The organism is Burkholderia sp. SCN-KJ, assembly GCF_024656005.1.
GTDB lineage: Bacteria > Pseudomonadota > Gammaproteobacteria > Burkholderiales > Burkholderiaceae > Burkholderia.
Genome location: NZ_JANKOG010000011.1, coordinates 141,450 through 162,969, shown reverse-complemented (window position 1 = coordinate 162,969; position 21,520 = coordinate 141,450). Strand labels below are relative to the sequence as shown.

The window sequence follows — 21,520 nt, the reverse complement described above, 5'->3', positions numbered from 1 at the left end:
CTGCGTCAGTTACTGCATCTCAGTGAGTGGACAGCCACCACTGCTTGATCACGACACCCACAAAAAAAACGGCGGCGATGACGAGCAGGATGAGGCCGAGCCGCTTGTTGCCCGCGCGAATCTGCTCGGGCGTTCGTCTTTGTTGTGGATTCCGGTTCATTTGAAACTTCGCTGAAACTTCGCTGGTACATCGATTCGGCGCCCGCCGCGCCTGCCTGCGCGGCAGGCAGCGGCGGAACGCCGGGTGAAACTTATTCGACGTGCGGCGGTTGCTCGAACGTGTGGAAGGGAGCCGGGCTCGGCACCGTCCACTCGAGGCCCGTCGCGCCATCCCACGGCTTGTCCGACGCCTTTTCCAGGTCGCCGCCGCCACGGTAGGCCGGCAGCGCGACCGCGAACAGGAAGTACACCTGCGCGAGGCCGAAGCCGAATGCGCCGATCGTCGCCACCTGGTTGAAGTCCGTGAACTGCGCCGGGTAGTCCGCATAGCGGCGCGGCATGCCCGCGAGACCGACGAAGTGCATCGGGAAGAACGTCAGGTTGAAGAAGATCATCGACGACCAGAAGTGGATCTTGCCGCGCGTCTCGTTGTACATCCAGCCCGTCCACTTCGGCGCCCAGTAGTACCAGCCCGCGAACAGCGCGAACAGGGAACCCGCCACCAGCACGTAGTGGAAGTGCGCCACCACGAAGTAGGTGCCGTGGTACTGGATGTCGAGCGGCGCCATCGCCAGCATCAGGCCCGTCAGGCCGCCGAACGTGAACACGAACAGGAAGCCGATCGCGAACAGCATCGGGGTTTCGAACGTCATCGAGCCGCGCCACATCGTCGCGAGCCAGTTGAACACCTTCACGCCCGTCGGCACCGCGATCAGCATCGTCGCGTACATGAAGAACAGCTGACCGGTGACCGGCATGCCCGTCGCGAACATGTGGTGCGCCCAGACCATGAACGACAGGATCGCGATCGACGCCGTCGCATACACCATCGAGCTATAGCCGAACAGCGTCTTGCGTGCGAACGCCGGGATCACCTGCGACACGATCCCGAACGCCGGCAGAATCATGATGTACACCTCGGGGTGGCCGAAGAACCAGAAGATGTGCTGGTACATCACCGGGTCGCCGCCGCCTGCCGCGTTGAAGAACGACGTGCCGAAGTGGCGGTCGAACAGCACCATCGTGATCGCGCCTGCCAGAACCGGCATCACGGCGATCAGCAGGTACGCGGTGATCAGCCAGGTCCATGCGAACATCGGCATCTTCATCAGCGTCATGCCCGGTGCGCGCATGTTCAGGATCGTCACGACGATGTTGATCCCGCCCATGATCGACGACGCGCCCATGATGTGGACCGCGAAGATCGCGAAGTCCATGCCCGGGCCCATCTGCGTCGACAGCGGTGCGTACAGCGTCCAGCCGGCGGCCGTCGCGCCGCCCGGCGCGAAGAACGAACCGACCAGCAGCACGGCCGCGACCGGCAGCAGCCAGAAGCTGAAGTTGTTCATCCGCGCGAACGCCATGTCGGACGCGCCGATCTGCAGCGGAATCATCCAGTTCGCGAAGCCGACGAACGCCGGCATGATCGCGCCGAACACCATGATCAGGCCGTGCATCGTCGTGAGTTCGTTGAAGAACTCCGGACGCATGATCTGCAGGCCCGGCTCGAACAGCTCGGCACGGATGCCGAGTGCCATCACGCCGCCCGACAGGAACATGATGAACGAGAACAGCAGGTACAGCGTACCGATGTCCTTGTGGTTGGTGGCGAACAGCCAGCGCCGCCAGCCGTGCGGCATTTCGTGCGCGTGGTCGTCGTGCGCGTGGTCCGCGGCTACGTCGTGCCCGATGCTAGACATGAGAATCTCCTAATGCGAATACGTCGACTAACTCAGCGACACGTCAAGCCGCCGGCCCGATCTCGACCCGCCGGGCTTCCTTCGCGTCAGCCCCGCCCGTGATCGTTTCCGGCTTTTTGAGAATAATGTGGTCTTCCGCCACGCCTGCTGCCTTCAGCGCGTCGCGCACGGCCTGTGCACGATGCTTGGCGAGTTCGGCGTTCGCGTCGGCCGAGCCCGTCTTGTCGGTGAAACCCGACAGCGCGAGCTTCGCGTCCGGATGTGCCTTCGCATAGTCGGCCGCTGCGGCGATCGCCGCCTTCGCATCGGCCGGCAGCACGCTCTTGCCCGTTTCGAAGTAGATCGTCGACACAGCCGCCGATGCCGCCGGTTGCTCGGCCGCACCCGACGCGGCTTGCGCCGGTGCCGAGGCCGCTTCGGCCGGCGCCGCGGCGCCCGCCACGTCTTCCGGCATCTTGCCGTTGCGCGCGTCGGTCACTTGCTTCGGCTGCAGCAGGTCGTTCTTGTGGTTGCCCCACGAGTTGCGCTCGTACGTGATGACCGATGCGATGTCGAGGTCCGACAGCGACGCCCACGACGGCATCGCACCCTTGCCGTGCAGCACTCGCTCGACGTGGCCGGCGATCGGGCCGTTCACGATCGGGCTGCCGTCCATCGCCGGAAAGGCGCCGAGGCCCTTGCCGTTCACCTGGTGGCAGGCCGCGCAGTTCGCCTTGTAGACTTCCTCGCCGTGCGCGACGAGTTCGGCCATCGTGTAAACCTTGTTCGGATCGACCGACGCGCTGGCCAGCTTGGCCTTCTGCGCGCTCACCCACTTCGCGTAGTCGTCGTCCGACAGCACGACGACCACGACCGGCATGAACGCGTGTTCCTTGCCGCACAGTTCGGTACAGAAGCCGCGGAACGTGCCGACCTTGTCGGCCTTGAACCACGTATCGCGCACGAAGCCGGGGATCGCATCCTGCTTCACGCCGAACGCCGGCACGTACCACGAGTGAACGACGTCGTTCGCGGTCGTGATGATGCGGATCTTCTTGTTGACCGGCACGACGAGCGGGTTGTCGACTTCCTGCAGGTAGGTCTCGGTGATCGGCTTCTTGCCCATCACTTCGTCACGCGGGGTGCTGAGCGTCGACAAGAAGCTGATGCCCTCGCCCGGCCCCTTCACGTAGTCGTAGCCCCACTTCCACTGGTAGCCGGTGACCTTGATCGTGAGATCGGCGTTGGTCGTGTCCTTCATCGCGACGACGGCCTTCGTGGCCGGCAGCGCCATCAGCACGACGATGATGAACGGCACGATCGTCCAGATGATTTCGACGGTCGTGCTTTCATGGAAATTGGCGGCCTTGTGGCCTTTGGATTTGCGGTGCGCGAAGATCGAATAGAACATCACGCCGAACACGCCGACGAAGATCACCGTACACAGGATCAGCATCATCGTGTGGAGATCGTAGAGCTCCTCGGCGATCTTCGTGACAGGCGGCTGAAAGTTGATCTCGTTGACGCGGGGGCCGCCCGGGCTATCACCGACCGCCAGAGCCGCGCCGGCAAAGAGCAATCCGCTGCATGCCAGCACGCCCGTGAGGGCTCGCTTGATTGTTTTCATAGCATCCTTACCCAAAATTTCCATTCAAACCCTCCCCCGTCGCAAGGCGCCGGCCTGTTCCGGCCGGTGCCCGCGCCTCGTCAGCCGCAGCGCCTGAGCGACACGCGCAGTTCGTCGGCGAACTGCGCACGCTTGTGCTGCGCGAGATGCTGCCCGATTACGACGGTCTGCCCGCGCGATACCAGTCGAATCGGATCGCGTGGCGTCGCACCCGGCTCGACCCGCACCCAGCGCGGATTGAATTCGATCTGCGTGAGCCGCTCCGCATCCATCCGCTCGATCACGAGCCGGTGCGGAAACAGCCTGATGCGCTCGTAATCGACCGCATGACGGGCATGGATCGCAAACGCGACGCCGACCGCCAGCAATTCGATTCCGGTGAAGGGCATGACGAGCCAGGCCCCCCGCCACATCAGCACTGCCGCGATCACCAGCGAGAAGCCCGCGAGCGACGCGTAAAACAGCACGAACTGGCGCGGCGACACCGAACAGTTGCGTTTCATGAGCCAGTCTTCGAGGACCGGTTCATCGTTCGTCTCCGCCGACACCCTTGCTGCTTCCATCGCCGCCTCACGCGAATGGCATGCGATGCATGCCTGCATCGGACTCGTCGGCCCGTATTGCGGGGACCCCGGGACGACAAGCTGACGCATTATAGGCGGGTTCAATGGCATCCACAAGCAAGCGGCTATCGGCCCGCGAGCCAAGCGCCACAAGCTTCCCGGCCGTTTTTGGCGTCTATTCGACCCCGCTTTGCGCCGCTAATTTCAGACATAACAAAACCCCTCTTTACCGCTTTACCGATTCTTCGGACGCCCCTTTCCGATATCTTCGATGCGCACGATGCCGTGCCCCTCGGCGGTCGTGCGCGGCACGGCCTTCCATGCGTGGCCGTAGATCACCTCGAACGTCAGCGCAATCGTGCCGTCCGCGCGCCGGCGCGCTTCCAGCGCGTCGCCGAGCGCCGCGCGAAAGCGCCGCGCCGCATGCTGCGGCACCGCGCGATCGAACGGATAGGCGCCCCAGCGGCGCACGTCGGCCAGCAGGGAATCGGGGGTCTTGTACGTGACGGTCAGCACTTCCTGGTCCATCACCGGAATCTCGAAGCCGCTCTCGACGAGCATGTCGCCGAGGTCGTGCATGTCGACGAAATCGACGACGCGCGCGGCCGGCGGTGCGATGCCGAGCGCCGCTTCGGCATCCGCGCAGGCCGCGCGCAGCTCGCGCAGCGTGTCGGGGCCGAGCGTGCTGAACATCAGCAGGCCGTTCACGCGCAGCACGCGCTGCCATTCAGGGAACACCGTGTCGGGACGCGAATGCCAGTGCAGCGCGAGATTCGACCAGATCAGGTCGAACGCGCCGGCCGCGAACGGCAGCACCGAGAAGTCGGCCTGCGCGACGCGCGGGCCGCGCTGGCCCAGCGCCCGGCCGAGCGACGCGGGCAGCCAGCGGCGCCAGCTCGCCTGCTCGACCTCGCGCTGGCCCGCCCGCGCGAGCATCGCGCCGGACAGGTCGACGCCGAACACCGGGGCTTCGGGGAAGCGCGCGCGCAGCGCCGGCAGGTCGTCGCCCGGGCCGCAGCCTGCGTCGAGCACGGCCGCGGGGCTCACCTTGATGTATTCGAGGCGCTCGTTCATCCGCTGCGCGATCTCGCGCGGCAGGAACGCGACCGCGTCGAACGCGGCGGCGCGGCGATCGAAGATCCGCCGCAGACGCCGGGTGTCATTGGCCGGACGGCCGGTTGAAGTCGAAGCTGGGGACATGTCGGGCACACTGGCGAAGAGCCCGAAGTATACTCGCTCGCCTCGTAGCCTTCATCGAGACGGGGCCGCCAGGAGTGTTCGCGATGGATCGCAGTTCCGCCCCGCGCCCGATGCGCGTCGTTTTGTCGCAGGTTCGCGCGCTGGCCGTGCGCGTCGTCGCACTCGCATTGCCGAATCGGTGCGCGCTGTGCGGCAATTTGTCACATCCGGTGATTTGCAGCGCCTGCGACGCCGCGTACTGGAACGAAGCGCGGCTGCGCTGCGACGTCTGCGCGGTGCCGCTGGGCGTCGGGCGGCCGCGCGCAGCCCGCGGCCGGCACGGCGGCGCCGGCTCCGCGTCCGCGTATCGGTGCGAAGCATGCCGCGCGACGCCGCCGCCGTTCGATGCGACGCTCGCGCTCGCCGATTACCGCGCCCCGCTCGACGGGCTCGCGCGCGGCCTGAAGTTTCATGCGCGGCTCGCGCTCGGCGCGGAATTCGCGGCCCGGCTCGCACAGCGGATCGACGACACGGACGCGCTGCGCGCCACCGGCGGCTTCGACGTGATCGCACCGGTGCCGTTGTCGCACGGACGGCTCGTCGCGCGCGGCTACAACCAGGCGTGGGCGATCGCGCGGCCGCTCGCGCGCCGGCTCGGCGTGCGCGCCGACGCGGCGCTGCTGGCACGCGTGGCCGAAACCGCGCCGCAGTCGCGGCTCGACCGGCGCGCGCGGCGCGACAACGTGCGCGCGGCGTTCGCGGTGGCGGGCGACCTCACCGGCCGCCACGTGGCACTCGTCGACGACGTGATGACGTCCGGCGCGACGCTCGCGGCGGCCGCGCAGGCATTGAAGGCGGCGGGCGCCGCACGCGTGACGAATCTGGTTGCGCTGCGCACCGCCAGGGATTAATTAGATAGAGAGGCCGGCCGCCCGCGCGCGGCGCCGGTCGTCACGAACCGGCCGGCCGGGACGGAGTGCACGCCGCTTCGCCCCGGCCGGCCCAGCCAGACCCAACCATGTTCAACGTCGTCCTCGTCGCCCCCGAAATTCCGCCGAACACCGGCAACGTGATCCGCCTGTGCGCAAACACCGGCGCGCGCCTGCACCTGATCGAGCCGCTCGGCTTTCCGCTCGACGACGCGAAGATGCGCCGCGCGGGCCTCGATTATCACGAGTACGCGGAAATGCGCGTGCACCGCGACTGGGACGCGTTCGTCGCGACCGAAGCACCCGATTCCGCGCGGATGTTCGCGTTCACGACCCGTGGCTCGGGCCGCTTCCACGACCATGCATTCGTGCCGGGCGACTGGTTCGTGTTCGGCTCGGAAACACGCGGCCTGCCGGCCGAGGTGCTCGAACGCTTCGCGAACGAACAGCGCGTGCGCCTGCCGATGCGGCCGGGCAACCGCAGCCTGAACCTATCGAACACGGTGGCGGTGGTCGTGTTCGAGGCGTGGCGCCAGGCCGGCTTCGAAGGCGGCGCCTGACGCGCCCGCCCGGCCCGCGCCGCGCGGCCGGATCCGCTCACGCGCTAGATACGCGCGAGCCGCGCGCGATACAGGTCGTAGATGTCGGATGAAAAGCACGCGAACACCACGCGTGCGAGGTTCGGCGCCTGCGGCAGCATTTCGGCGACCGTGCCGACCGCGATGTCGACGGCCTCCTCGGCCGGATAGCGGTACACGCCGCAGCTGATCGCCGGGAATGCGATCGAGGTCGCCGCAACCTCCTCGGCCAGCTCGATCGCACGCCGGTAGCATGCCGCGAGCAACTCGGGCTCGCCGCGCCCGCCGCCGTGCCACACCGGGCCGACCGCATGAATCACGTATCGGGCCGGCAGCCCGTGGCCGCGCGTGAGCTTCGCGTCGCCGGTCTCGCAGCCGCCGAGCGTGCGGCACTCGGCGAGCAGGCCCGGGCCGGCCGCGCGATGGATCGCGCCGTCGACCCCGCCGCCGCCGAGCAGCGAACCGTTCGCGGCATTGACGATCACGTCGACGTCGAGCGTCGTGATGTCGACGCGTTGCGCGTCGAGCGTGGTGGAACCGATCTGCAGCATGACACCCTCCCGAAACGCCGGAGACGGTTCAAGCGTAGTGCGCTTTGGCGCCGCCCGCTGTGCGCGAGTGCGCCCGGCCGCAAAAATCGGTGTGATTCGTCGGTGATTCGTCAGCGTTATTCGGCGCGCGCGTCGCGCCGCAGCAGGCCGCTGACCGCATCGCGCGGTGCGACGCCGTCGAACAGCACACCGCACACGGCTTCGGTGATCGGCATTTCGATCGCCTGCGCGCGCGCGAGCGCGAGCACGGCCTGTGCGCAGCGCACGCCTTCGGCCACATGGCCGAGCGCGCCGAGGATGTCGTTCAGCGAGCGGCCGGCCGCCAGCTGCAGGCCGACCGTGCGATTGCGCGACAGGTCGCCCGTCGCGGTGAGGATCAGGTCGCCGAGGCCCGTGAGGCCCGTGAAGGTCTCCGCGCGGCCGCCGAGCGCGACGCCGAGGCGCGACATTTCGGCGAGACCGCGCGTGACCAGCGCGGCGCGCGCGTTCAGCCCGAGGCCGAGGCCGTCGGCGATGCCGGTCGCGATCGCCAGCACGTTCTTCACCGCGCCGCCGACCTCGACGCCGACCACGTCGTCACCCGTATAGATCCGCATCGCGCCGTGATGGAACGCGGCGAGCGTGCGTTCGCGGCATTCGGCGGACGTGCTCGCGACCGTCAGCGCGACGGGCAGCGCGAGCCCGACCTCGCGGGCGAAGCTCGGCCCCGACAGCACGCCGTTGCTGTGCTGCCCCGGCAGCTCGGCCGCGATCACCTGGTGCGGCAGCAGATGCGTGTCGGCCTCGAAGCCCTTGCAGACCCACACGACATGCGCGGGCACGCAGCCCGCGTCGCGCATCGCGCCGAACAGCGTGCGCAGCCCGGCCACCGGCGCGGCGATCACGCACAGCGCGTCGTCCGCGGCGCCGTGCGCGAGCGCGACGCCGAGATCGGCGTCGTAGCGCAGCGCATCGGGCAGCGCGATGCCATCCAGATAGCGGGAATTTTCGTGCCGGGCCTGCAGCCCGGCGATCAGCGCGGCGTCGCGCGCCCAGAGAAGCGTATCGTGCCGCGCGGCCAGATGGCCCGCGAGCGCGGTGCCCCAGGCACCGGCGCCGAGAACGGCTACTTTCATACCCAGCACCGGTCCGGAGTAAAACGTCAGTTCAGCGTCGAGCCGTTCGGCGCGCCTGCCGCACCGGCCTGCTGCTGCTGAAGCTGCGCGAGACGCTGCTCGTACAGCGCCTGGAAGTTGATTTCCGCCAGGTGGATCGGCGGGAAGCCCGCACGCGTGATCGCGTCGGCGATGTTCGAGCGCAGGTACGGGAACAGAATCGTCGGGCAGGCGATGCCGACGAGCGGGTCGAGTTGTTCGTCGGGAATGTTGCGAATGTCGAAAATGCCGGCCTGCTTCGCTTCGATCAGGAACGCGACCTTGTCCTTCACCTTCGCGGTGACGGTGCCCGACACGACGACTTCGAACACGCTTTCCGCGAGACGTTCGGCCTTGACGTCGACTTCGACTTCAACCGACGGCATGTCCTGCTCGAGGAAGATCGCCGGCGAATTCGGCTGCTCGAGCGACATATCCTTCAGGTAGACGCGCTGGATGTTGAAGAACGGTTGGTTTTCGACGTCGGACATGGTGTTTCCCTAAAAGTGGTGACGCGGCGGCCCGGCTTCACGCCGGCCGCCTCGGTTGAATCCTGCGCGCTCATGCCGCGGCGCGGCCGGCGGCCATTCTGCCCTAATCAGGCCGCTTGCAGAAGCGGCACGAGCCCGCCTTCGCGGTCGAGCTTCGACAGATCGTCGTAGCCGCCGACGTGCTTGTCGCCAATATAGATTTGCGGGACCGTGCGACGACCGGTGCGCGTCATCATTTCCTCACGGCGGGCCGGATCGCGGTCGATCAGCACCTTTTCGATCTGCTCCACGCCGCGCAGCTTCAGCAGGCGCTCGGCCTGAATGCAATACGGACACACCTGCGTGCTGTACATCAAAACCTTGCTCACTTCGCCACTCCTTGTTTGACGACCGGCATCCCGGCCTGCTGCCAGGCGGCGACGCCGCCCTCGAGCACGTGTACCTCGGCATAGCCTGCCGCCTCGACCTCGCGCGCCGCCTTCTGCGACTGCTGGCCGTTCTGGCAGACGAGCAGCACGGGGGTGCTCTTGTTTTTCGCGACCTGCGCAATTTTCGCGCCGATCTCGCCGGCGGCGAGCTGGCGTGCCGACGGCAGGTGGCCGGCAGCAAAGTCGGACGCGGTACGCAGGTCGATCACGACCGCGTTGCGGCGATTGATGAGCTGCGTCGCCTCCGCGGCCGACAGGCCGCCGCGGCCGCGGCGCAGGGCCGGCCAGGCGAGGAGGCCGCCGGAAACCAGCAGGATCGCGATAAGGGCCAGGTTCGTGTAATTGGTAAAGAACGTCACGGAATGCCGCCGGAAAAAGAGAAATCGGATGAGGACAATCGCGCCATTATAAAATAACCGCCTTGCGCGATGGCGGACCCGGGCCGGGTACCGCGCGACGCGCCCCGCTTCCCTATCACTACCGACCGCAAGATCCATGTACAAACTCGTTCTCATCCGCCACGGCGAATCGACGTGGAACAAGGAAAACCGCTTCACCGGCTGGGTCGACGTCGACCTGACCGAACAGGGTCGCAACGAGGCCTACCAGGCCGGCGAATTGCTCAAGGAGGCCGGCTACACGTTCGACATCGCCTACACGTCGGTGCTCAAGCGCGCGATCCGCACGCTGTGGCACGTGCAGGACAAGATGGACCTGATGTACCTGCCGGTCGTCCACTCGTGGCGCCTGAACGAGCGCCACTATGGCGCGCTGTCGGGCCTGAACAAGGCGGAAACGGCCGCCAAGTTCGGCGACGAGCAGGTGCTCGTGTGGCGCCGCAGCTACGACACGCCGCCGCCGGCGCTCGAGCCGACCGACGAGCGCGCGCCGTTCGACGACCCGCGCTACGCGAAGGTGCCGCGCGAGCAGCTGCCGCTCACCGAATGCCTGAAGGACACGGTCGCGCGCGTGCTGCCGCTGTGGAACGAGTCGATCGCGCCGGCCGTCCGTGCGGGCAAGCAGGTGCTGATCGCCGCGCACGGCAACTCGCTGCGCGCGCTGATCAAGTACCTCGACGGCATCTCGGACAGCGACATCGTCGGCCTGAACATCCCGAACGGCGTGCCGCTCGTGTATGAGCTCGACGAGAACCTGAAGCCGATCACGCACTACTACCTGGGCGACCAGGACGCGATCGCGAAGGCGCAGGCCGCCGTCGCGAAGCAGGGCAAGGCGGGCTGATACCCGTCGTGCCGGGCGGGCCGCCTCGCGCGCGGCCTGCCCGGCCGCTCCGGCGCGCGGGCGCGAACCTTCGCGGCCCCGGTGCTGTCGAACCCGCTTTCGAATCCGCTGCGCATCCGGCGCCCCCGCCGGGACCGGGCTCCCGGACCATTTCGCACCGGTCCACTGAGCAATCGGGCGAACAGTTATACTTGTCCGCTACATCCCCGCTACCGCCACGCGCTTCCCGACCGCACCAGACTCTCTATGCGAATGAAATTGAAGAACATCGGCCTGATTGCCGCGGGCCTCGCCACGGGCGTATTCGCCACGCTGCAGGTTTCGGCATCGGCCGAGCAGACCGCCATGGCACCGCTTCCCCTCGACCAGCTCCGCCTGTTCGCGGAAGTGTTCGGCCAGATCAAGCGCGAGTACGTCGAGCCGGTCGACGACAAGAAGCTGCTGACGGCGGCGATCAAGGGCATGGTGTCGAGCCTCGACCCGCACTCGTCGTTCCTCGACAAGACCGACTACGACGAGCTGCAGGAGCAGACCAAGGGCCGCTTCGCGGGTCTCGGCATCGAGATCTCGCAGGAAGACGGCCTCGTCAAGGTGATCTCGCCGATCGAAGATACGCCCGCGTTCCGCGCCGGCATCCGTCCGGGCGACCTGATCACGCGCATCAACGACAAGCCGGTGCGCGGCATGACGCTCGACAAGGCCGTCAAGCAGATGCGCGGCGAGCCGGGCACCAAGGTCACGCTGACGATCTTCCGCAAGAGCGACGACCGCACGTTCCCGATCACGGTCACGCGCGCGATCATCAGGGTCCAGAGCGTGAAGATGAAGCTGCTCGACCCGGGCTACGCGTATATCCGGATCACGAGCTTCCAGGAGCGCACGACGCCCGATCTCGCCGCGAAGCTGCAGGACATCGCGCGCCAGCAGCCGAACCTGAAGGGCCTGATCGTCGACCTGCGCAACAACGGCGGCGGCCTGCTGCAGAGCGCGGTCGGCGTCGCCGGCGCGTTCCTGCCGCCCGACTCCGTCGTCGTGTCGACCAACGGCCAGATCCCGGATTCGAAGCAGGTCTACCGCGACACCTACGACAACTACCGCCTGCCGTCCTTCGACGGCGATCCGCTGAAGAGCCTGCCGCCGATCTTCAAGACCGTGCCGATGGTCGTGCTGACGAACGCTTACTCGGCGTCCGCGTCGGAGATCGTCGCCGGCGCGCTGCAGGATTCGAAGCGCGCGCAGATCATGGGCAAGACGACGTTCGGCAAGGGCTCGGTGCAGACGGTCCGTCCGATGACGGCCGACACCGCGCTGCGCCTGACGACCGCCTACTACTACACGCCGAGCGGCCGTTCGATCCAGAACAAGGGCATCACGCCCGACGTGCCGGTCGATCAGTATGCGGACGGCGATCCGGACGACGTGCTCGTGACGCGCGAGGTCGACTACACGAACCACCTCGCGAACACGCAGGATCCGAACGAGAAGAAGGAACAGGAAGAGCGCGAGCAGCGCCGGATGGACCAGCTGCGCGTCCTCGAGGAGCAGAACGACAAGAAGACGCCGGAGCAACGCCAGAAGGACCGCGATCGCAAGCCGATCGAGTTCGGCAGCGCCGACGACTTCATGATGCAGCAGGCGCTCAACAAGCTCGAAGGCAAGACGGTGCAGGAATCGAAGTCGCTGCTCGCCGAGAGCACGACGAAGAGTCCTGCGACCAAGGCCGCGTCCCCCGCGAAGGCGTCGGGCGCGAAGGCCGCCGCACCGAAGCCCGCGTCGGCACCGCAGTAAGCGCCGGCCGGCATCCGACGGGCCATCGCGGGAAGACCGCGATGGCCCGTTTTTCATGTGCGCCTAGAATATGCAGATGGACGCAGAGGCGTCCGCGCCGCCGCCGGCGGCATGCCTCACCCGACCTCTCCATGAACGACGATCAACTCCTCCGCTACTCCCGCCACATCCTCGTCGACGAAATCGGCATCGAGGCGCAGCAGCGCTTCCTCGACGCGCATGCGATCGTCGTCGGTGCCGGCGGTCTCGGCTCGCCGGCCGCGATGTATCTCGCGGCGTCCGGGGTCGGCACGATCACGCTCGTCGACGCCGACACGGTCGACCTCACGAACCTGCAGCGGCAGATCCTGCACGTGACGGCCTCGGTCGGCCGCAGCAAGGTCGAATCGGGGCGCGACGCGCTCGCGCAGCTGAACCCGGAAGTGACCGTGCACGCGGTCGCGGCGCGCGTCGACGATGCATGGCTCGACGCGCACGTGCCGCAGGCGACCGTCGTGCTCGACTGCACCGACAACTTCGCGACGCGCCATGCGATCAACCGCGCGTGCGTCGCGCACGGCGTGCCGCTCGTGTCGGGCGCCGCGCTGCGCTTCGACGGCCAGATCAGCACGTTCGACTTCCGCGACCCGGCCGCGCCCTGTTACGCGTGCGTGTTTCCGGAGGACCAGCCGTTCGAGGAAGTCGCGTGCGCGACGATGGGCGTGTTCGCGCCGACGGTCGGGATCATCGGCGCGATGCAGGCCGCCGAAGCGCTGCGCGTGATCGGCGCGATCGGCACGACGCTCAACGGGCGGCTGATGATGCTCGATTCGCTGCGAATGGAATGGACGACGATGAAGATCGCGCGCCAGGCCGACTGCCCCGTGTGCCAGGGCCGGCACTGACGCGCGCGGGATGCATGAACGCATGCGCCGGGCGGCGCATGCGCGACGTTTCGCTAGCGACGCGCGCGACGGTTTCGCCGCGCAGTCCGCGCCGCCTAGGCAGCCGCGTCCGCGCGCGGTTCCGCGACCGACAGGCGCTTGAGCGCCGCCTGCACTTCCTCCGGCTCGAACGCGGCCAGCACGTCGGCCGTCGGCTTCTCGAGCGCCTTCAGGTGCGCGCGCAGGATCTCCTGCTTCACGACCAGCAACTGGCTCGGGTGCATCGAGAACTCGGTGAGCCCCATCCCGAGCAGCAGGCGCGTGAGCGCCGGATCGCCCGCCATCTCCCCGCACACCGACACCGACACGCCCGCACGCTTCGCTTCGCGCAGCGTATAGGCGATCAGGTGCAGCACCGCCGGATGCAGCGGGTCGTACAGGTGCGCGACCGCATTGTCCGCGCGGTCGATCGCGAGCGTGTACTGGATCAGGTCGTTCGTGCCAATCGACAGGAAATCGAAGCGCTTCAGGAACAGCGGCAGCGCGATCGCCGCGGCCGGGATCTCGATCATCGCGCCGACGCGCACGTTCGGATCGTATGCGAGCCCCGCGTCGTCGAGCTGGCGCTTCGCCTCGCGGATCAGGTCGAGCGTCTGGTCGATCTCCTGCGCGTGCGCGAGCATCGGGATCAGGATCTTCACCTGCCCGAACGCGGACGCGCGCAGGATCGCGCGCAGCTGCGTGAGGAACATCTGCGGCTCGGACAGGCTCCAGCGGATCGCACGCAGGCCGAGCGCCGGGTTCGGCGCCGTCTCGTAGCCTTCGTCGAGCGCCTCGAGCGGCTTGTCCGCGCCGACGTCGATCGTGCGGATCGTCACCGGCATGCCCTTCATCCACTCGACCGCGCGCTTGTACGCGGCGAACTGCTCCTCCTCCTCGGGCATCTCCTTCTGATGCATGAACAGGAACTCGGAACGGAACAGCCCGACGCCGACCGCGCCGGCCTCGACCGCCGCCTTCGCGTCGTCGGGCAGCTCGATGTTCGCGTAGAGGTCGATCTTCGTGCCGCACAGGGTTTGCGTCGGCGAGAACTTCAGGCGCTGCAGCTTGCGCTGTTCGAGCAGCTTCTCGGACTGGCGGTACGAATATTCCTCGAGGACGATCGGCGCCGGATCGACGATCACGATCCCCTGGTCGCCGTCGACGATGATCAGGTCGTCCTGGCGGATCAGCGAACTCGCATGCTGGACGCCGACCGCGGCCGGAATGCCGAGGCTGCGCGCGACGATCGCCGTGTGCGACGTGCGCCCGCCGAGGTCGGTGACGAACGCCTGGAACGACTGCGACTTGAACTGCATCATGTCGGCCGGCGCGATGTCGTGCGCGACGACGATCATCTCGTTCTGGCTGTGCCCGGCCGCGCGATCGAGCGCCTGCGACGCCGACGGCGCACCGGCGAGCGCCTTCAGCACGCGCTCGACCACCTGCTCGATGTCGGCCTTGCGCTCGCGCAGGTATTCATCCTCGATATCGTCGAAGTGGCGCGTGAGCAGCTCGAGCTGCTCGGTCAGCGCCCATTCGACGTTGTAGCGTCGCGTGCGGATCAGGTCGATGGTTTCCTGCACGAGCATCGCGTCGCTCAGGATCATCATGTGGACGTCGATGAACGCGCCCACTTCGGTCGGGGTATCGTCGGTCAGGTCGGCGCGCAGCGCGTCGAGTTCGCGATGCACGACCTCGCGCGCCGTGCTGAAACGCTCGACCTCGGCGTCGATCTGGTTCGCCTCGACCAGGTAATGGGCGACGTCAAGCGCCGCCGGCGCGATCAGATACGCTCGCCCGATCGCGATACCACGTGAGACGGGAATGCCATGCAGCGTGAAGGACACGCGCACCTCCTCTGTACATGTAAAGCCGCGGCACACTGCTGCGATGCGCTTATGACCCCGGTTAGCGATTATAAATTCCGCACCTCCGTGCTGGCTGCATGCAGCGCAGCATTGCGCTTTCCGCATCAATGCTACGGACGAAAAAAATGCCGCGACATACGCGGCATTCTGCTTCGAAACGGCAACGATCGCGGGGCAGGCCCCGGATCACTGACCTTCGCCGAACTTGTCCGCGATCAGCTTGAGCAACGCGTCCATCGCCTCGCGCTCGTCCGGACCTTCGGTCTCGATCGTCACGCTGCTGCCGATGCCCGCCGCGAGCATCATCACGCCCATGATGCTTTTCGCGTTGATCTTGCGTCCGTTGCGCGTCATCCAGACTTCCGACTGGAAGTTGCCGGCCAGTTGCGTAAGCTTGGCCGATGCGCGCGCATGGAGCCCCAATTTGTTGACGATGGTGGTTTCTTGTTGAAGCATGATTCTCGGTCGGGTCGGTCGAGGCCGCCGGCGACGTGCGTCGGCGGGTCGGTCTAAAACGGAAAACGGGACGGTCAGTGCGATTCGGTGCGCGGTTGCGGCTCGGGCGGAATCGGCGCGCACTGGCCGCAGCCGGTTTCCGACGGCGGCGGCGGCGTGCCGGCCGACACCTCGTGGACGCCCTTCGCGCCGCCGGACAACGCCTTGTCGACGAGCTTGTCGAGCGGCACGGTACGGTAGCAGACGGCGCGCACCAGCATCGGCAGGTTCACGCCGGCCAGCACGCGCACGTTGTCGAGCTTCGCGAGCTGGCCCGCGATGTTCGCGGGCGTCGCGCCGTACATGTCGGTCAGCACGACGACGCCGTTCTCTTCCCTGAGCCGCGCGAGCTCCGCGTGCGCGAACGCCATCACCTGGGTCGGGTCGCTGTCCGCCAGCACGTCGATACAGCCGATGCGCGCGGGCACGCCGCCGTAGATGTGCGCGATGCAGTCCCGCAGCGCGGTGGCGAGCGGCGCGTGCGCGATGATCAGAATCCCGGCCATGTCAGACTGCCCCCGGCCGCCCCTGGCGGGCCGACGCCCCGCGGGGCAACGAGCATAGCGAGTATGGGAAACGTTTCATGTTCAGCCTTGCAACGGTTTCGGCCCGACCGCCGGGCCTTCGGCGCGCTGGTCGCGGCACCGGGCAAGCGGGCATTGTAGCAGGCCGGTCGAACCGCTCCGGCGACGGGGGGCCTGCGCGGCCGCCGCCGGGCTTGCGCGGAAAGCGGGCTACGCGGCCGCCCGCTCCAGCGCGTCGATGAACATCGCGGCGACGTCGAAACCCGTCTGCTCCATGATTTCGCGGAAGCACGTCGGGCTCGTCACGTTCACCTCGGTCAGCCAGTCGCCGATCGCGTCGAGCCCGACCAGCAGCAGCCCGCGCGCGGCGAGCACCGGCCCGAGCGTCGCGGCGATCTCGCGGTCGCGCGGCGTCAGCGGCTGCGCGACGCCGAGCCCGCCCGCGGCGAGATTGCCGCGCACCTCGCTGCCCTGCGGAATCCGCGCGAGCGAATACGGCACCGGCTCGCCGGCGATCAGCAGAATGCGCTTGTCGCCTGCCGTGATCTCGGGAATGAACTTCTGGATCATCAGCGAGCGCGTGCCGTCGTGGCCGAGCATCTCGATGATCGCGCCGAGATTCATCCCGTCGGCCTTCACGCGGAACACGCCCATCCCGCCCATGCCGTCGAGCGGCTTCACGATCACGTCGCCATGCTCGGCATGGAACGCACGCAAGCGCGCGGCGTCGCGCGTGACGAGCGTCGGCGCGACGAACTGCGGAAACTCGCCGATCGCGAGCTTCTCCGAGTGATCGCGGATCGACTGGGGCTTGTTGAACACGCGCGCGCCCGCCCGTTCGGCAAGCTCGAGCATCCAGGTGGCCGTCACGTATTCCATGTCAAACGGCGGATCCTTGCGCATCAGCACCGCGCCGAACGACGTCAGCTGACGCGATTCGTGCGCGGCCGCCTCGAACCACGGATGGCGATGCAGGTCGGCCGTATCGCCGACGATCGTCACGCGCTGCACGTCCGCCTCGACGCCCGAGCCCGTCCATGCGAGCTGGTGCGGCTGGCACGCGTACACCGCATGCCCGCGCCGCGCGGCCTCCGCCATCATCGCGTAGGTCGAATCCTTGTAGATCTTGAAGCGCTCGAGCGGGTCGGCGATAAAGAGAATGTCCATGCGGGTCCTGTACGTAGCGAAGCCGTTACACCTGGATGGCTTCGGGATCGGTCTTTTCCAGTTCGATCGACGACGCGATCAGCGACAGGCGCGCGACGACGCCGTACATGTAGAAACGGTTCGGCGGCGCGGCGCCCGGCTTCGCGCCGGCATCCGGCAGCGCGGTGTGCTCGAAGCCGAGCGGCACGTAGTGCATGCCGGGCGCGTTCAGGTTCTGGTCGCGCTCGCGGCCGCCGTGCGTGCGGTAGAAACCGCCGACCACGTAGCGGTCGATCATGTACACGACCGGCTCGGCCACTTCGTCGCCGACGCGCTCGAACGTGTAGACGCCTTCCTGGACGATCACGTCGCGCACCGCGAGGCCGGCCTTCGACTCGGCCATCTGCGCGCGCTCGGCCTTCGACATGCGGCCGATCTCGGCCGCGTCGTGCACGGTCATCACGCCGCGCCCGGCGGTGCCCGCGTCGGCCTTCACGACGACGTACGGCTTCTCGCTGATGCCGTATTCGCGATACTTGCGCGCGATCTTCTTCAGCACGCCGTCGATCGCGTCGGCGAGCGCCTGCTCGCCTTCATGCGCCTGCCAGTCGACGCCTTCGACGTGCGCGAAATACGGATTCACCATCCACGGATCGACGCCGACCATCTTCGCGAACTTCTTCGCGACGTCGTCGTAGCACGAGAAGTGCGTCGACTTGCGACGCACGGCCCAGCCCGCGTGCAGCGGCGGCAGCAGGTACTGCTCGTGCAGGTTCTCCAGCACGGCGGGAATCCCGGCCGACAGGTCGTTGTTCAGCAGGATCGAGCACGGATCGAAATTCTTCAGGCCGAGGCGGCGCTGTGAACGCTCGAGCGGTTCGAGCACGATCTTCTGGCCGTCGGCCAGCGTGATCGGCGTCATGTCGGTGATGCTCGGGTCGAGCGAGCCGAAGCGCACGTTCAGGCCGGCCTGGCGCATGATCGTCGCGAGCCGCGCGACGTTTTCCAGGTAGAACGCGTTGCGGGTCGGCAGCTCGGGAATCACGAGCAGGTTCTTCGCGTCCGGGCAGATCTTCTCGATCGCGGCCATCGCGGCCTGGACGGCGAGCGGCAGCACTTCGGACGGCAGATTATTGAACGCGCCGGGGAACAGGTTCGCGTCGACGGGCGCCAGCTTGAAACCGGCGTTGCGCAGGTCCACCGAACAATAGAACGGCGGGGTGTGTTCCTGCCATTCGAGCCTGAACCAGCGTTCGATCGCAGGCGTCGCGTCGAGGATCTTCTGCTCGAGCTCGAGCAGCGGACCGTTCAACGCGGTAACGAGGTGGGGAACCATGAATCACTCGCGAGCGGGAGAATGAAGATTGTAGAGCAATTGCCTTGCCCATTTGGGGATTGTTCCCGGCTTCACAAGGATATGGAGGAAGTTTTCGGCTATTGACCCGATAGCCTGAAGGGTTATGCGCTACGGCAGCACGCGGCAGGAGAAAAAATGCCCGCCGGGTGGGCGGGCCGAAGTCGCTGCGCTCATTCGTGGCGGGCGCCGTCTGCGCGGCGGCCCGCCGTCATCCTTGTGACTTATTCGACATGTTCGCCGTGCAGGATCACGTCGAGGCCCTCGCGCTCTTCCTCTTCGGACACGCGCAGGCCAATCGTCAGGTCGATCAGCTTCAGCAGCACGAAGCTCAGCACGCCGCTGTAGACCAGCGTGATCAGCACGCCCTTCGCCTGCAGCAGCAGGCTGCCGTCGGCGCCGCCGATGTCCTTGACCGCGAACACGCCCGTCAGCAGCGCGCCGAGAATCCCGCCAATGCCGTGCACGCCGAACGCGTCGAGCGAATCGTCGTAGCCGAGCTTCGACTTGAGCCACGTGGCCGACCAGAAGCAGATCACGCCCGCCGCGATGCCGATCACGAGCGCACCGGCGACGCCGACGAAGCCGGCAGCCGGCGTGATCGCCACGAGACCCGCGACCGCGCCCGACACGATGCCGAGCACCGACGGCTTGCCCTTCGCGACCCATTCCGCAAACATCCAGCCGAGCGCCGCGCAGGCGGTCGCCACTTGCGTGGTCAGCATCGCGAAGCCGGCACGGCCGTCGGCCGCGACCGCGGAGCCCGCGTTGAAGCCGAACCAGCCGACCCACAGCATCGAGCCGCCGATCATCGTCAGCACGAGGTTGTGCGGCGCCATCGATTCGCGGCCGTAGCCGACGCGCTTGCCGAGCACGAGGCACGACACGAGGCCTGCGATACCGGCGTTGATGTGCACCACCGTGCCGCCCGCGAAGTCGAGCACGCCGTCGGCCGACAGCCAGCCGGTCGGCTCCCACACCATGTGCGCGATCGGCACATAGACGATCAGCGACCAGAGCGTCATGAACACGAGCATCGCCGAGAACTTCATGCGATCGGCGAACGCGCCGCAGATCAGCGCCGGCGTGATGATCGCGAACGTCATCTGGTAGACGAAGTAGACCGATTCCGGAATCGTCGTCGCGAGATGGCTGACGGTCAGCGTGGTCGCCTTGTCGCCCTTGATGTAGTTCATGCCGTGCAGGAACACGCGCGACAGGCCGCCGATGAAGCCGCTGCCCGGCGTGAACGCGAGGCTGTAGCCGACCACCGTCCACAGCACCGTGATCACGGCAGTGATCGCGAAGCTCTGCATCACGGTCGCGAGCACGTTCTTCTTGCGGACCATGCCCGCGTAGAAGAGTGCGAGGCCGGGGATCGTCATGAACAGCACGAGCGCGGTGGACGTCAGCATCCACGCGGTGTCGCCGGCACTGATCTTCGACGAATCGACGGAGAACGGCGCGGTCGGCGCGGCGGGTGCGGCCGGCGCGGACGCAGCGGCGGCGGCCGATGCGTCGGTGGCGGCGCCCGAAGCGGGTGCGGCGGCAGCGGCAGGTGCCGATGCGTCGGTGGCGGCCGGCGCCGAAGCGGCGGGAGCGGCGGCTGCCGATGCATCGGACGCCGTGGCGGCGGGCGCGGACGCTGCCGCGGCGGAGGCCGCGTCGTCGGCGAGCGCGGGACCGACGCCAGCCGCGATCAGCGAGCCAGCCATCAGCAGGGACATCAGAAGTTTGCGCATCTCGGGTTTCCTCTTGTCGCTTGTCTTGGTCTGTTACAGCGCGTCTGCGCCGGTCTCCCCGGTCCGGATCCGGATCACTTGCTCGATCGGCGTGACGAAGATCTTCCCGTCGCCGATCTTGCCGGTGCGGGCTGCACGCTCGATCGCCTCGACCGCCTGGTCGACGAGATCGTCGGACACGGCCGCCTCGATCTTCATCTTCGGCAGGAAATCGACCACGTACTCGGCGCCCCGGTACAGCTCGGTGTGCCCCTTCTGGCGCCCGAACCCTTTCACCTCAGTGACCGTGATGCCCGAGACGCCGAGCGCGGAGAGCGCTTCGCGCGTCTCATCGAGCTTGAACGGCTTGATGATTGCGGTAATGAGTTTCATGAAGTCCTCTCGCAGGTTGGTCCCGTCGAATTGGTTGGAATGGTGTGACGGTCTCTCCTCAGCAACTCGCATGCCATGTTCGCGCGAGCACCGCCTCGAATGGCTCCGAAACGGGGTTGCATCGCGTGCTGAAAGGTACGGAAAAGATGCGGAAGCCCGGCCGAATGGCCAACGTGGCCCAGGTTTGCTGGCGCGCCGAAAGGATCATTGCTAGAGTGCACGCACGTCCCGGATCACCGGGCCATTCACCCATGCGGGCGCCATGCCCGGAATTCGCGCCACGCGCGCACCATTTCCGGTCATGCGTGCATCATGGGCACGTACGCAACTGAAGATGCACACTTTTTGTGCAAGGAAGGAAATCTCATGAAGCAACCCAGCGATGTTTTCAACGACCTGCAGTCGCGCGTCAGCGACCTGCTGAAAAACTCGCCGGCCAAGGATGTCGAGCGCAACGTGAAGGCCATGCTGTCGCAAGGCTTCTCGAAGCTCGATCTCGTCACGCGCGAGGAGTTCGACACGCAGGCACAGGTGCTCGCCCGCACCCGCGTGCGTCTCGAGGAACTCGAGAAGCGCGTCGCGGAACTCGAGCAGAAGCTCGCAGCGTCCCAGGCCTGACGCCCCACCCGACCGACAGGTCCGGGCGCGGGCCGCCTCGTGCGGCCCGCGCCTGACAACTGAAGTCGGCCGGTCAGTCGTTCCGTCGTTCCTCGCAGTCCTCCGCTCTTCGCTGTTCCTCGTTCTTCGCTGTTCTTCGTTCTTCGCTG

Annotated in this window: 23 protein-coding genes; 6 read left to right on the top strand and 17 right to left on the bottom strand. The window is 67.2% G+C overall.

The window, feature by feature from the left end; all coding sequences use genetic code 11:
* Positions 1–19: 19 nt before the first annotated feature.
* The 5 genes from NQV17_RS19885 to NQV17_RS19865 all read right to left on the bottom strand — a co-directional run bounded on the left by NQV17_RS19885 (position 20) and on the right by NQV17_RS19865 (position 5,228).
* Complete coding sequence (locus NQV17_RS19885; protein WP_027789063.1) at positions 20–160, bottom strand: cytochrome oxidase small assembly protein; 141 nt, start codon at positions 158–160, stop codon at positions 20–22.
* 91 nt (positions 161–251) lie between these two features.
* Complete coding sequence (ctaD, locus tag NQV17_RS19880) at positions 252–1,859, bottom strand: cytochrome c oxidase subunit I (RefSeq protein WP_124666516.1); 1,608 nt, start codon at positions 1,857–1,859, stop codon at positions 252–254.
* 43 nt (positions 1,860–1,902) lie between these two features.
* Positions 1,903–3,489, bottom strand: a complete 1,587-nt coding sequence (coxB, locus tag NQV17_RS19875; RefSeq protein ID WP_257773561.1) for a cytochrome c oxidase subunit II — start codon at positions 3,487–3,489, stop codon at positions 1,903–1,905.
* 56 nt (positions 3,490–3,545) lie between these two features.
* Positions 3,546–4,067, bottom strand: coding sequence for a DUF2244 domain-containing protein (locus tag NQV17_RS19870; RefSeq protein WP_044848219.1), 522 nt, complete (start codon positions 4,065–4,067; stop codon positions 3,546–3,548).
* Between the two features lie 195 nt (positions 4,068–4,262).
* Positions 4,263–5,228 carry a methyltransferase domain-containing protein gene (locus NQV17_RS19865; protein WP_257773560.1) on the bottom strand — a complete coding sequence of 322 codons (966 nt, stop codon included), beginning with the start codon at positions 5,226–5,228 and terminating at the stop codon, positions 4,263–4,265.
* 83 nt (positions 5,229–5,311) lie between these two features.
* Between NQV17_RS19865 and NQV17_RS19860 the strand changes: the two genes are divergently transcribed.
* Both NQV17_RS19860 and trmL read left to right on the top strand, forming a co-directional pair.
* Entirely contained in the window at positions 5,312–6,118 is an 807-nt protein-coding gene (locus tag NQV17_RS19860; protein ID WP_257773559.1) for a ComF family protein, read from the top strand.
* Between the two features lie 107 nt (positions 6,119–6,225).
* Positions 6,226–6,696, top strand: coding sequence for a tRNA (uridine(34)/cytosine(34)/5-carboxymethylaminomethyluridine(34)-2'-O)-methyltransferase TrmL (gene trmL, locus NQV17_RS19855; RefSeq protein ID WP_257773558.1), 471 nt, complete (start codon positions 6,226–6,228; stop codon positions 6,694–6,696).
* Positions 6,697–6,740: 44 nt separating this feature from the next.
* Here trmL and NQV17_RS19850 read toward each other — a convergent pair whose 3' ends face one another.
* The 5 genes from NQV17_RS19850 to NQV17_RS19830 form a co-directional block, all read right to left on the bottom strand.
* Positions 6,741–7,265: an O-acetyl-ADP-ribose deacetylase gene (locus NQV17_RS19850; RefSeq protein WP_124486536.1), complete on the bottom strand. Its 525-nt coding sequence runs from the start codon at positions 7,263–7,265 to the stop codon at positions 6,741–6,743.
* 116 nt (positions 7,266–7,381) lie between these two features.
* Positions 7,382–8,380, bottom strand: coding sequence for an NAD(P)H-dependent glycerol-3-phosphate dehydrogenase (locus tag NQV17_RS19845; protein WP_257773557.1), 999 nt, complete (start codon positions 8,378–8,380; stop codon positions 7,382–7,384).
* A gap of 26 nt (positions 8,381–8,406) precedes the next feature.
* Complete coding sequence (gene secB, locus NQV17_RS19840) at positions 8,407–8,889, bottom strand: protein-export chaperone SecB (RefSeq protein ID WP_017334323.1); 483 nt, start codon at positions 8,887–8,889, stop codon at positions 8,407–8,409.
* 107 nt (positions 8,890–8,996) lie between these two features.
* On the bottom strand, positions 8,997–9,257 hold the full coding sequence (gene grxC / locus NQV17_RS19835) for a glutaredoxin 3 (protein ID WP_257773556.1): 261 nt from the start codon (positions 9,255–9,257) through the stop codon (positions 8,997–8,999).
* Positions 9,254–9,676 (bottom strand): rhodanese-like domain-containing protein, encoded by a 423-nt coding sequence (locus NQV17_RS19830; protein WP_044848225.1) that lies wholly within the window; start codon positions 9,674–9,676, stop codon positions 9,254–9,256. The genes grxC and NQV17_RS19830 overlap by 4 nt, the downstream gene beginning before the upstream one ends.
* A 136-nt stretch (positions 9,677–9,812) precedes the next feature.
* Here NQV17_RS19830 and gpmA point away from each other — a divergent pair, with 136 nt between their 5' ends.
* The 3 genes from gpmA (at position 9,813) to NQV17_RS19815 (ending at position 13,231) form a co-directional block, all read left to right on the top strand.
* Positions 9,813–10,559, top strand: a complete 747-nt coding sequence (gene gpmA, locus NQV17_RS19825) for a 2,3-diphosphoglycerate-dependent phosphoglycerate mutase (RefSeq protein WP_044848226.1) — start codon at positions 9,813–9,815, stop codon at positions 10,557–10,559.
* A gap of 246 nt (positions 10,560–10,805) precedes the next feature.
* On the top strand, positions 10,806–12,347 hold the full coding sequence (locus NQV17_RS19820) for a S41 family peptidase (protein ID WP_257773555.1): 1,542 nt from the start codon (positions 10,806–10,808) through the stop codon (positions 12,345–12,347).
* Between the two features lie 131 nt (positions 12,348–12,478).
* Positions 12,479–13,231: a molybdopterin-synthase adenylyltransferase MoeB gene (locus NQV17_RS19815; RefSeq protein WP_044848228.1), complete on the top strand. Its 753-nt coding sequence runs from the start codon at positions 12,479–12,481 to the stop codon at positions 13,229–13,231.
* Between the two features lie 95 nt (positions 13,232–13,326).
* Here NQV17_RS19815 and ptsP read toward each other — a convergent pair whose 3' ends face one another.
* The 7 genes from ptsP to NQV17_RS19780 all read right to left on the bottom strand — a co-directional run bounded on the left by ptsP (position 13,327) and on the right by NQV17_RS19780 (position 20,753).
* Positions 13,327–15,099 (bottom strand): phosphoenolpyruvate--protein phosphotransferase, encoded by a 1,773-nt coding sequence (gene ptsP, locus NQV17_RS19810; protein ID WP_257773554.1) that lies wholly within the window; start codon positions 15,097–15,099, stop codon positions 13,327–13,329.
* 207 nt (positions 15,100–15,306) lie between these two features.
* Positions 15,307–15,576 (bottom strand): HPr family phosphocarrier protein, encoded by a 270-nt coding sequence (locus tag NQV17_RS19805; protein ID WP_006752075.1) that lies wholly within the window; start codon positions 15,574–15,576, stop codon positions 15,307–15,309.
* Between the two features lie 74 nt (positions 15,577–15,650).
* The gene (locus NQV17_RS19800; RefSeq protein WP_044848229.1) at positions 15,651–16,121 is read right to left on the bottom strand and encodes a PTS sugar transporter subunit IIA; all 471 of its coding nucleotides are present in this window, start codon (positions 16,119–16,121) and stop codon (positions 15,651–15,653) included.
* Between the two features lie 228 nt (positions 16,122–16,349).
* Positions 16,350–17,306 carry a glutathione synthase gene (gene gshB, locus NQV17_RS19795; RefSeq protein WP_124520704.1) on the bottom strand — a complete coding sequence of 319 codons (957 nt, stop codon included), beginning with the start codon at positions 17,304–17,306 and terminating at the stop codon, positions 16,350–16,352.
* Positions 17,307–17,331: 25 nt separating this feature from the next.
* Positions 17,332–18,621, bottom strand: coding sequence for a glutamate--cysteine ligase (gene gshA / locus NQV17_RS19790; protein WP_044848231.1), 1,290 nt, complete (start codon positions 18,619–18,621; stop codon positions 17,332–17,334).
* A 242-nt stretch (positions 18,622–18,863) separates the two neighbouring features.
* Positions 18,864–20,381 (bottom strand): ammonium transporter, encoded by a 1,518-nt coding sequence (locus tag NQV17_RS19785; RefSeq protein ID WP_257773553.1) that lies wholly within the window; start codon positions 20,379–20,381, stop codon positions 18,864–18,866.
* Positions 20,382–20,414: 33 nt separating this feature from the next.
* On the bottom strand, positions 20,415–20,753 hold the full coding sequence (locus NQV17_RS19780) for a P-II family nitrogen regulator (protein ID WP_006398175.1): 339 nt from the start codon (positions 20,751–20,753) through the stop codon (positions 20,415–20,417).
* Positions 20,754–21,119: 366 nt separating this feature from the next.
* Here NQV17_RS19780 and NQV17_RS19775 point away from each other — a divergent pair, with 366 nt between their 5' ends.
* Positions 21,120–21,371: an accessory factor UbiK family protein gene (locus NQV17_RS19775; RefSeq protein ID WP_006398174.1), complete on the top strand. Its 252-nt coding sequence runs from the start codon at positions 21,120–21,122 to the stop codon at positions 21,369–21,371.
* The last annotated feature ends 149 nt before the right edge of the window (positions 21,372–21,520 follow it).

Excerpts from the sequence above, each read along its gene's own strand:
- secB (WP_017334323.1), bottom strand. The coding sequence starts at position 8,889 with ATGTCCGACGTCGAAAACCAACCGTTCTTCAACATCCAGCGCGTCTAC.
- NQV17_RS19805 (WP_006752075.1), bottom strand. The coding sequence starts at position 15,576 with ATGCTTCAACAAGAAACCACCATCGTCAACAAATTGGGGCTCCATGCG.
- gpmA (WP_044848226.1), top strand. The coding sequence starts at position 9,813 with ATGTACAAACTCGTTCTCATCCGCCACGGCGAATCGACGTGGAACAAG.
- NQV17_RS19865 (WP_257773560.1), bottom strand. The coding sequence starts at position 5,228 with ATGTCCCCAGCTTCGACTTCAACCGGCCGTCCGGCCAATGACACCCGG.
- gshA (WP_044848231.1), bottom strand. The coding sequence starts at position 18,621 with ATGGTTCCCCACCTCGTTACCGCGTTGAACGGTCCGCTGCTCGAGCTC.
- NQV17_RS19870 (WP_044848219.1), bottom strand. The coding sequence starts at position 4,067 with ATGCAGGCATGCATCGCATGCCATTCGCGTGAGGCGGCGATGGAAGCA.
- NQV17_RS19850 (WP_124486536.1), bottom strand. The coding sequence starts at position 7,265 with ATGCTGCAGATCGGTTCCACCACGCTCGACGCGCAACGCGTCGACATC.
- NQV17_RS19775 (WP_006398174.1), top strand. The coding sequence starts at position 21,120 with ATGAAGCAACCCAGCGATGTTTTCAACGACCTGCAGTCGCGCGTCAGC.
- NQV17_RS19800 (WP_044848229.1), bottom strand. The coding sequence starts at position 16,121 with ATGGCCGGGATTCTGATCATCGCGCACGCGCCGCTCGCCACCGCGCTG.
- NQV17_RS19815 (WP_044848228.1), top strand. The coding sequence starts at position 12,479 with ATGAACGACGATCAACTCCTCCGCTACTCCCGCCACATCCTCGTCGAC.
- NQV17_RS19885 (WP_027789063.1), bottom strand. The coding sequence starts at position 160 with ATGAACCGGAATCCACAACAAAGACGAACGCCCGAGCAGATTCGCGCG.
- NQV17_RS19845 (WP_257773557.1), bottom strand. The coding sequence starts at position 8,380 with ATGAAAGTAGCCGTTCTCGGCGCCGGTGCCTGGGGCACCGCGCTCGCG.
- coxB (WP_257773561.1), bottom strand. The coding sequence starts at position 3,489 with ATGGAAATTTTGGGTAAGGATGCTATGAAAACAATCAAGCGAGCCCTC.
- NQV17_RS19860 (WP_257773559.1), top strand. The coding sequence starts at position 5,312 with ATGGATCGCAGTTCCGCCCCGCGCCCGATGCGCGTCGTTTTGTCGCAG.
- trmL (WP_257773558.1), top strand. The coding sequence starts at position 6,226 with ATGTTCAACGTCGTCCTCGTCGCCCCCGAAATTCCGCCGAACACCGGC.
- gshB (WP_124520704.1), bottom strand. The coding sequence starts at position 17,306 with ATGGACATTCTCTTTATCGCCGACCCGCTCGAGCGCTTCAAGATCTAC.
- NQV17_RS19780 (WP_006398175.1), bottom strand. The coding sequence starts at position 20,753 with ATGAAACTCATTACCGCAATCATCAAGCCGTTCAAGCTCGATGAGACG.
- NQV17_RS19820 (WP_257773555.1), top strand. The coding sequence starts at position 10,806 with ATGCGAATGAAATTGAAGAACATCGGCCTGATTGCCGCGGGCCTCGCC.
- NQV17_RS19785 (WP_257773553.1), bottom strand. The coding sequence starts at position 20,381 with ATGCGCAAACTTCTGATGTCCCTGCTGATGGCTGGCTCGCTGATCGCG.
- ctaD (WP_124666516.1), bottom strand. The coding sequence starts at position 1,859 with ATGTCTAGCATCGGGCACGACGTAGCCGCGGACCACGCGCACGACGAC.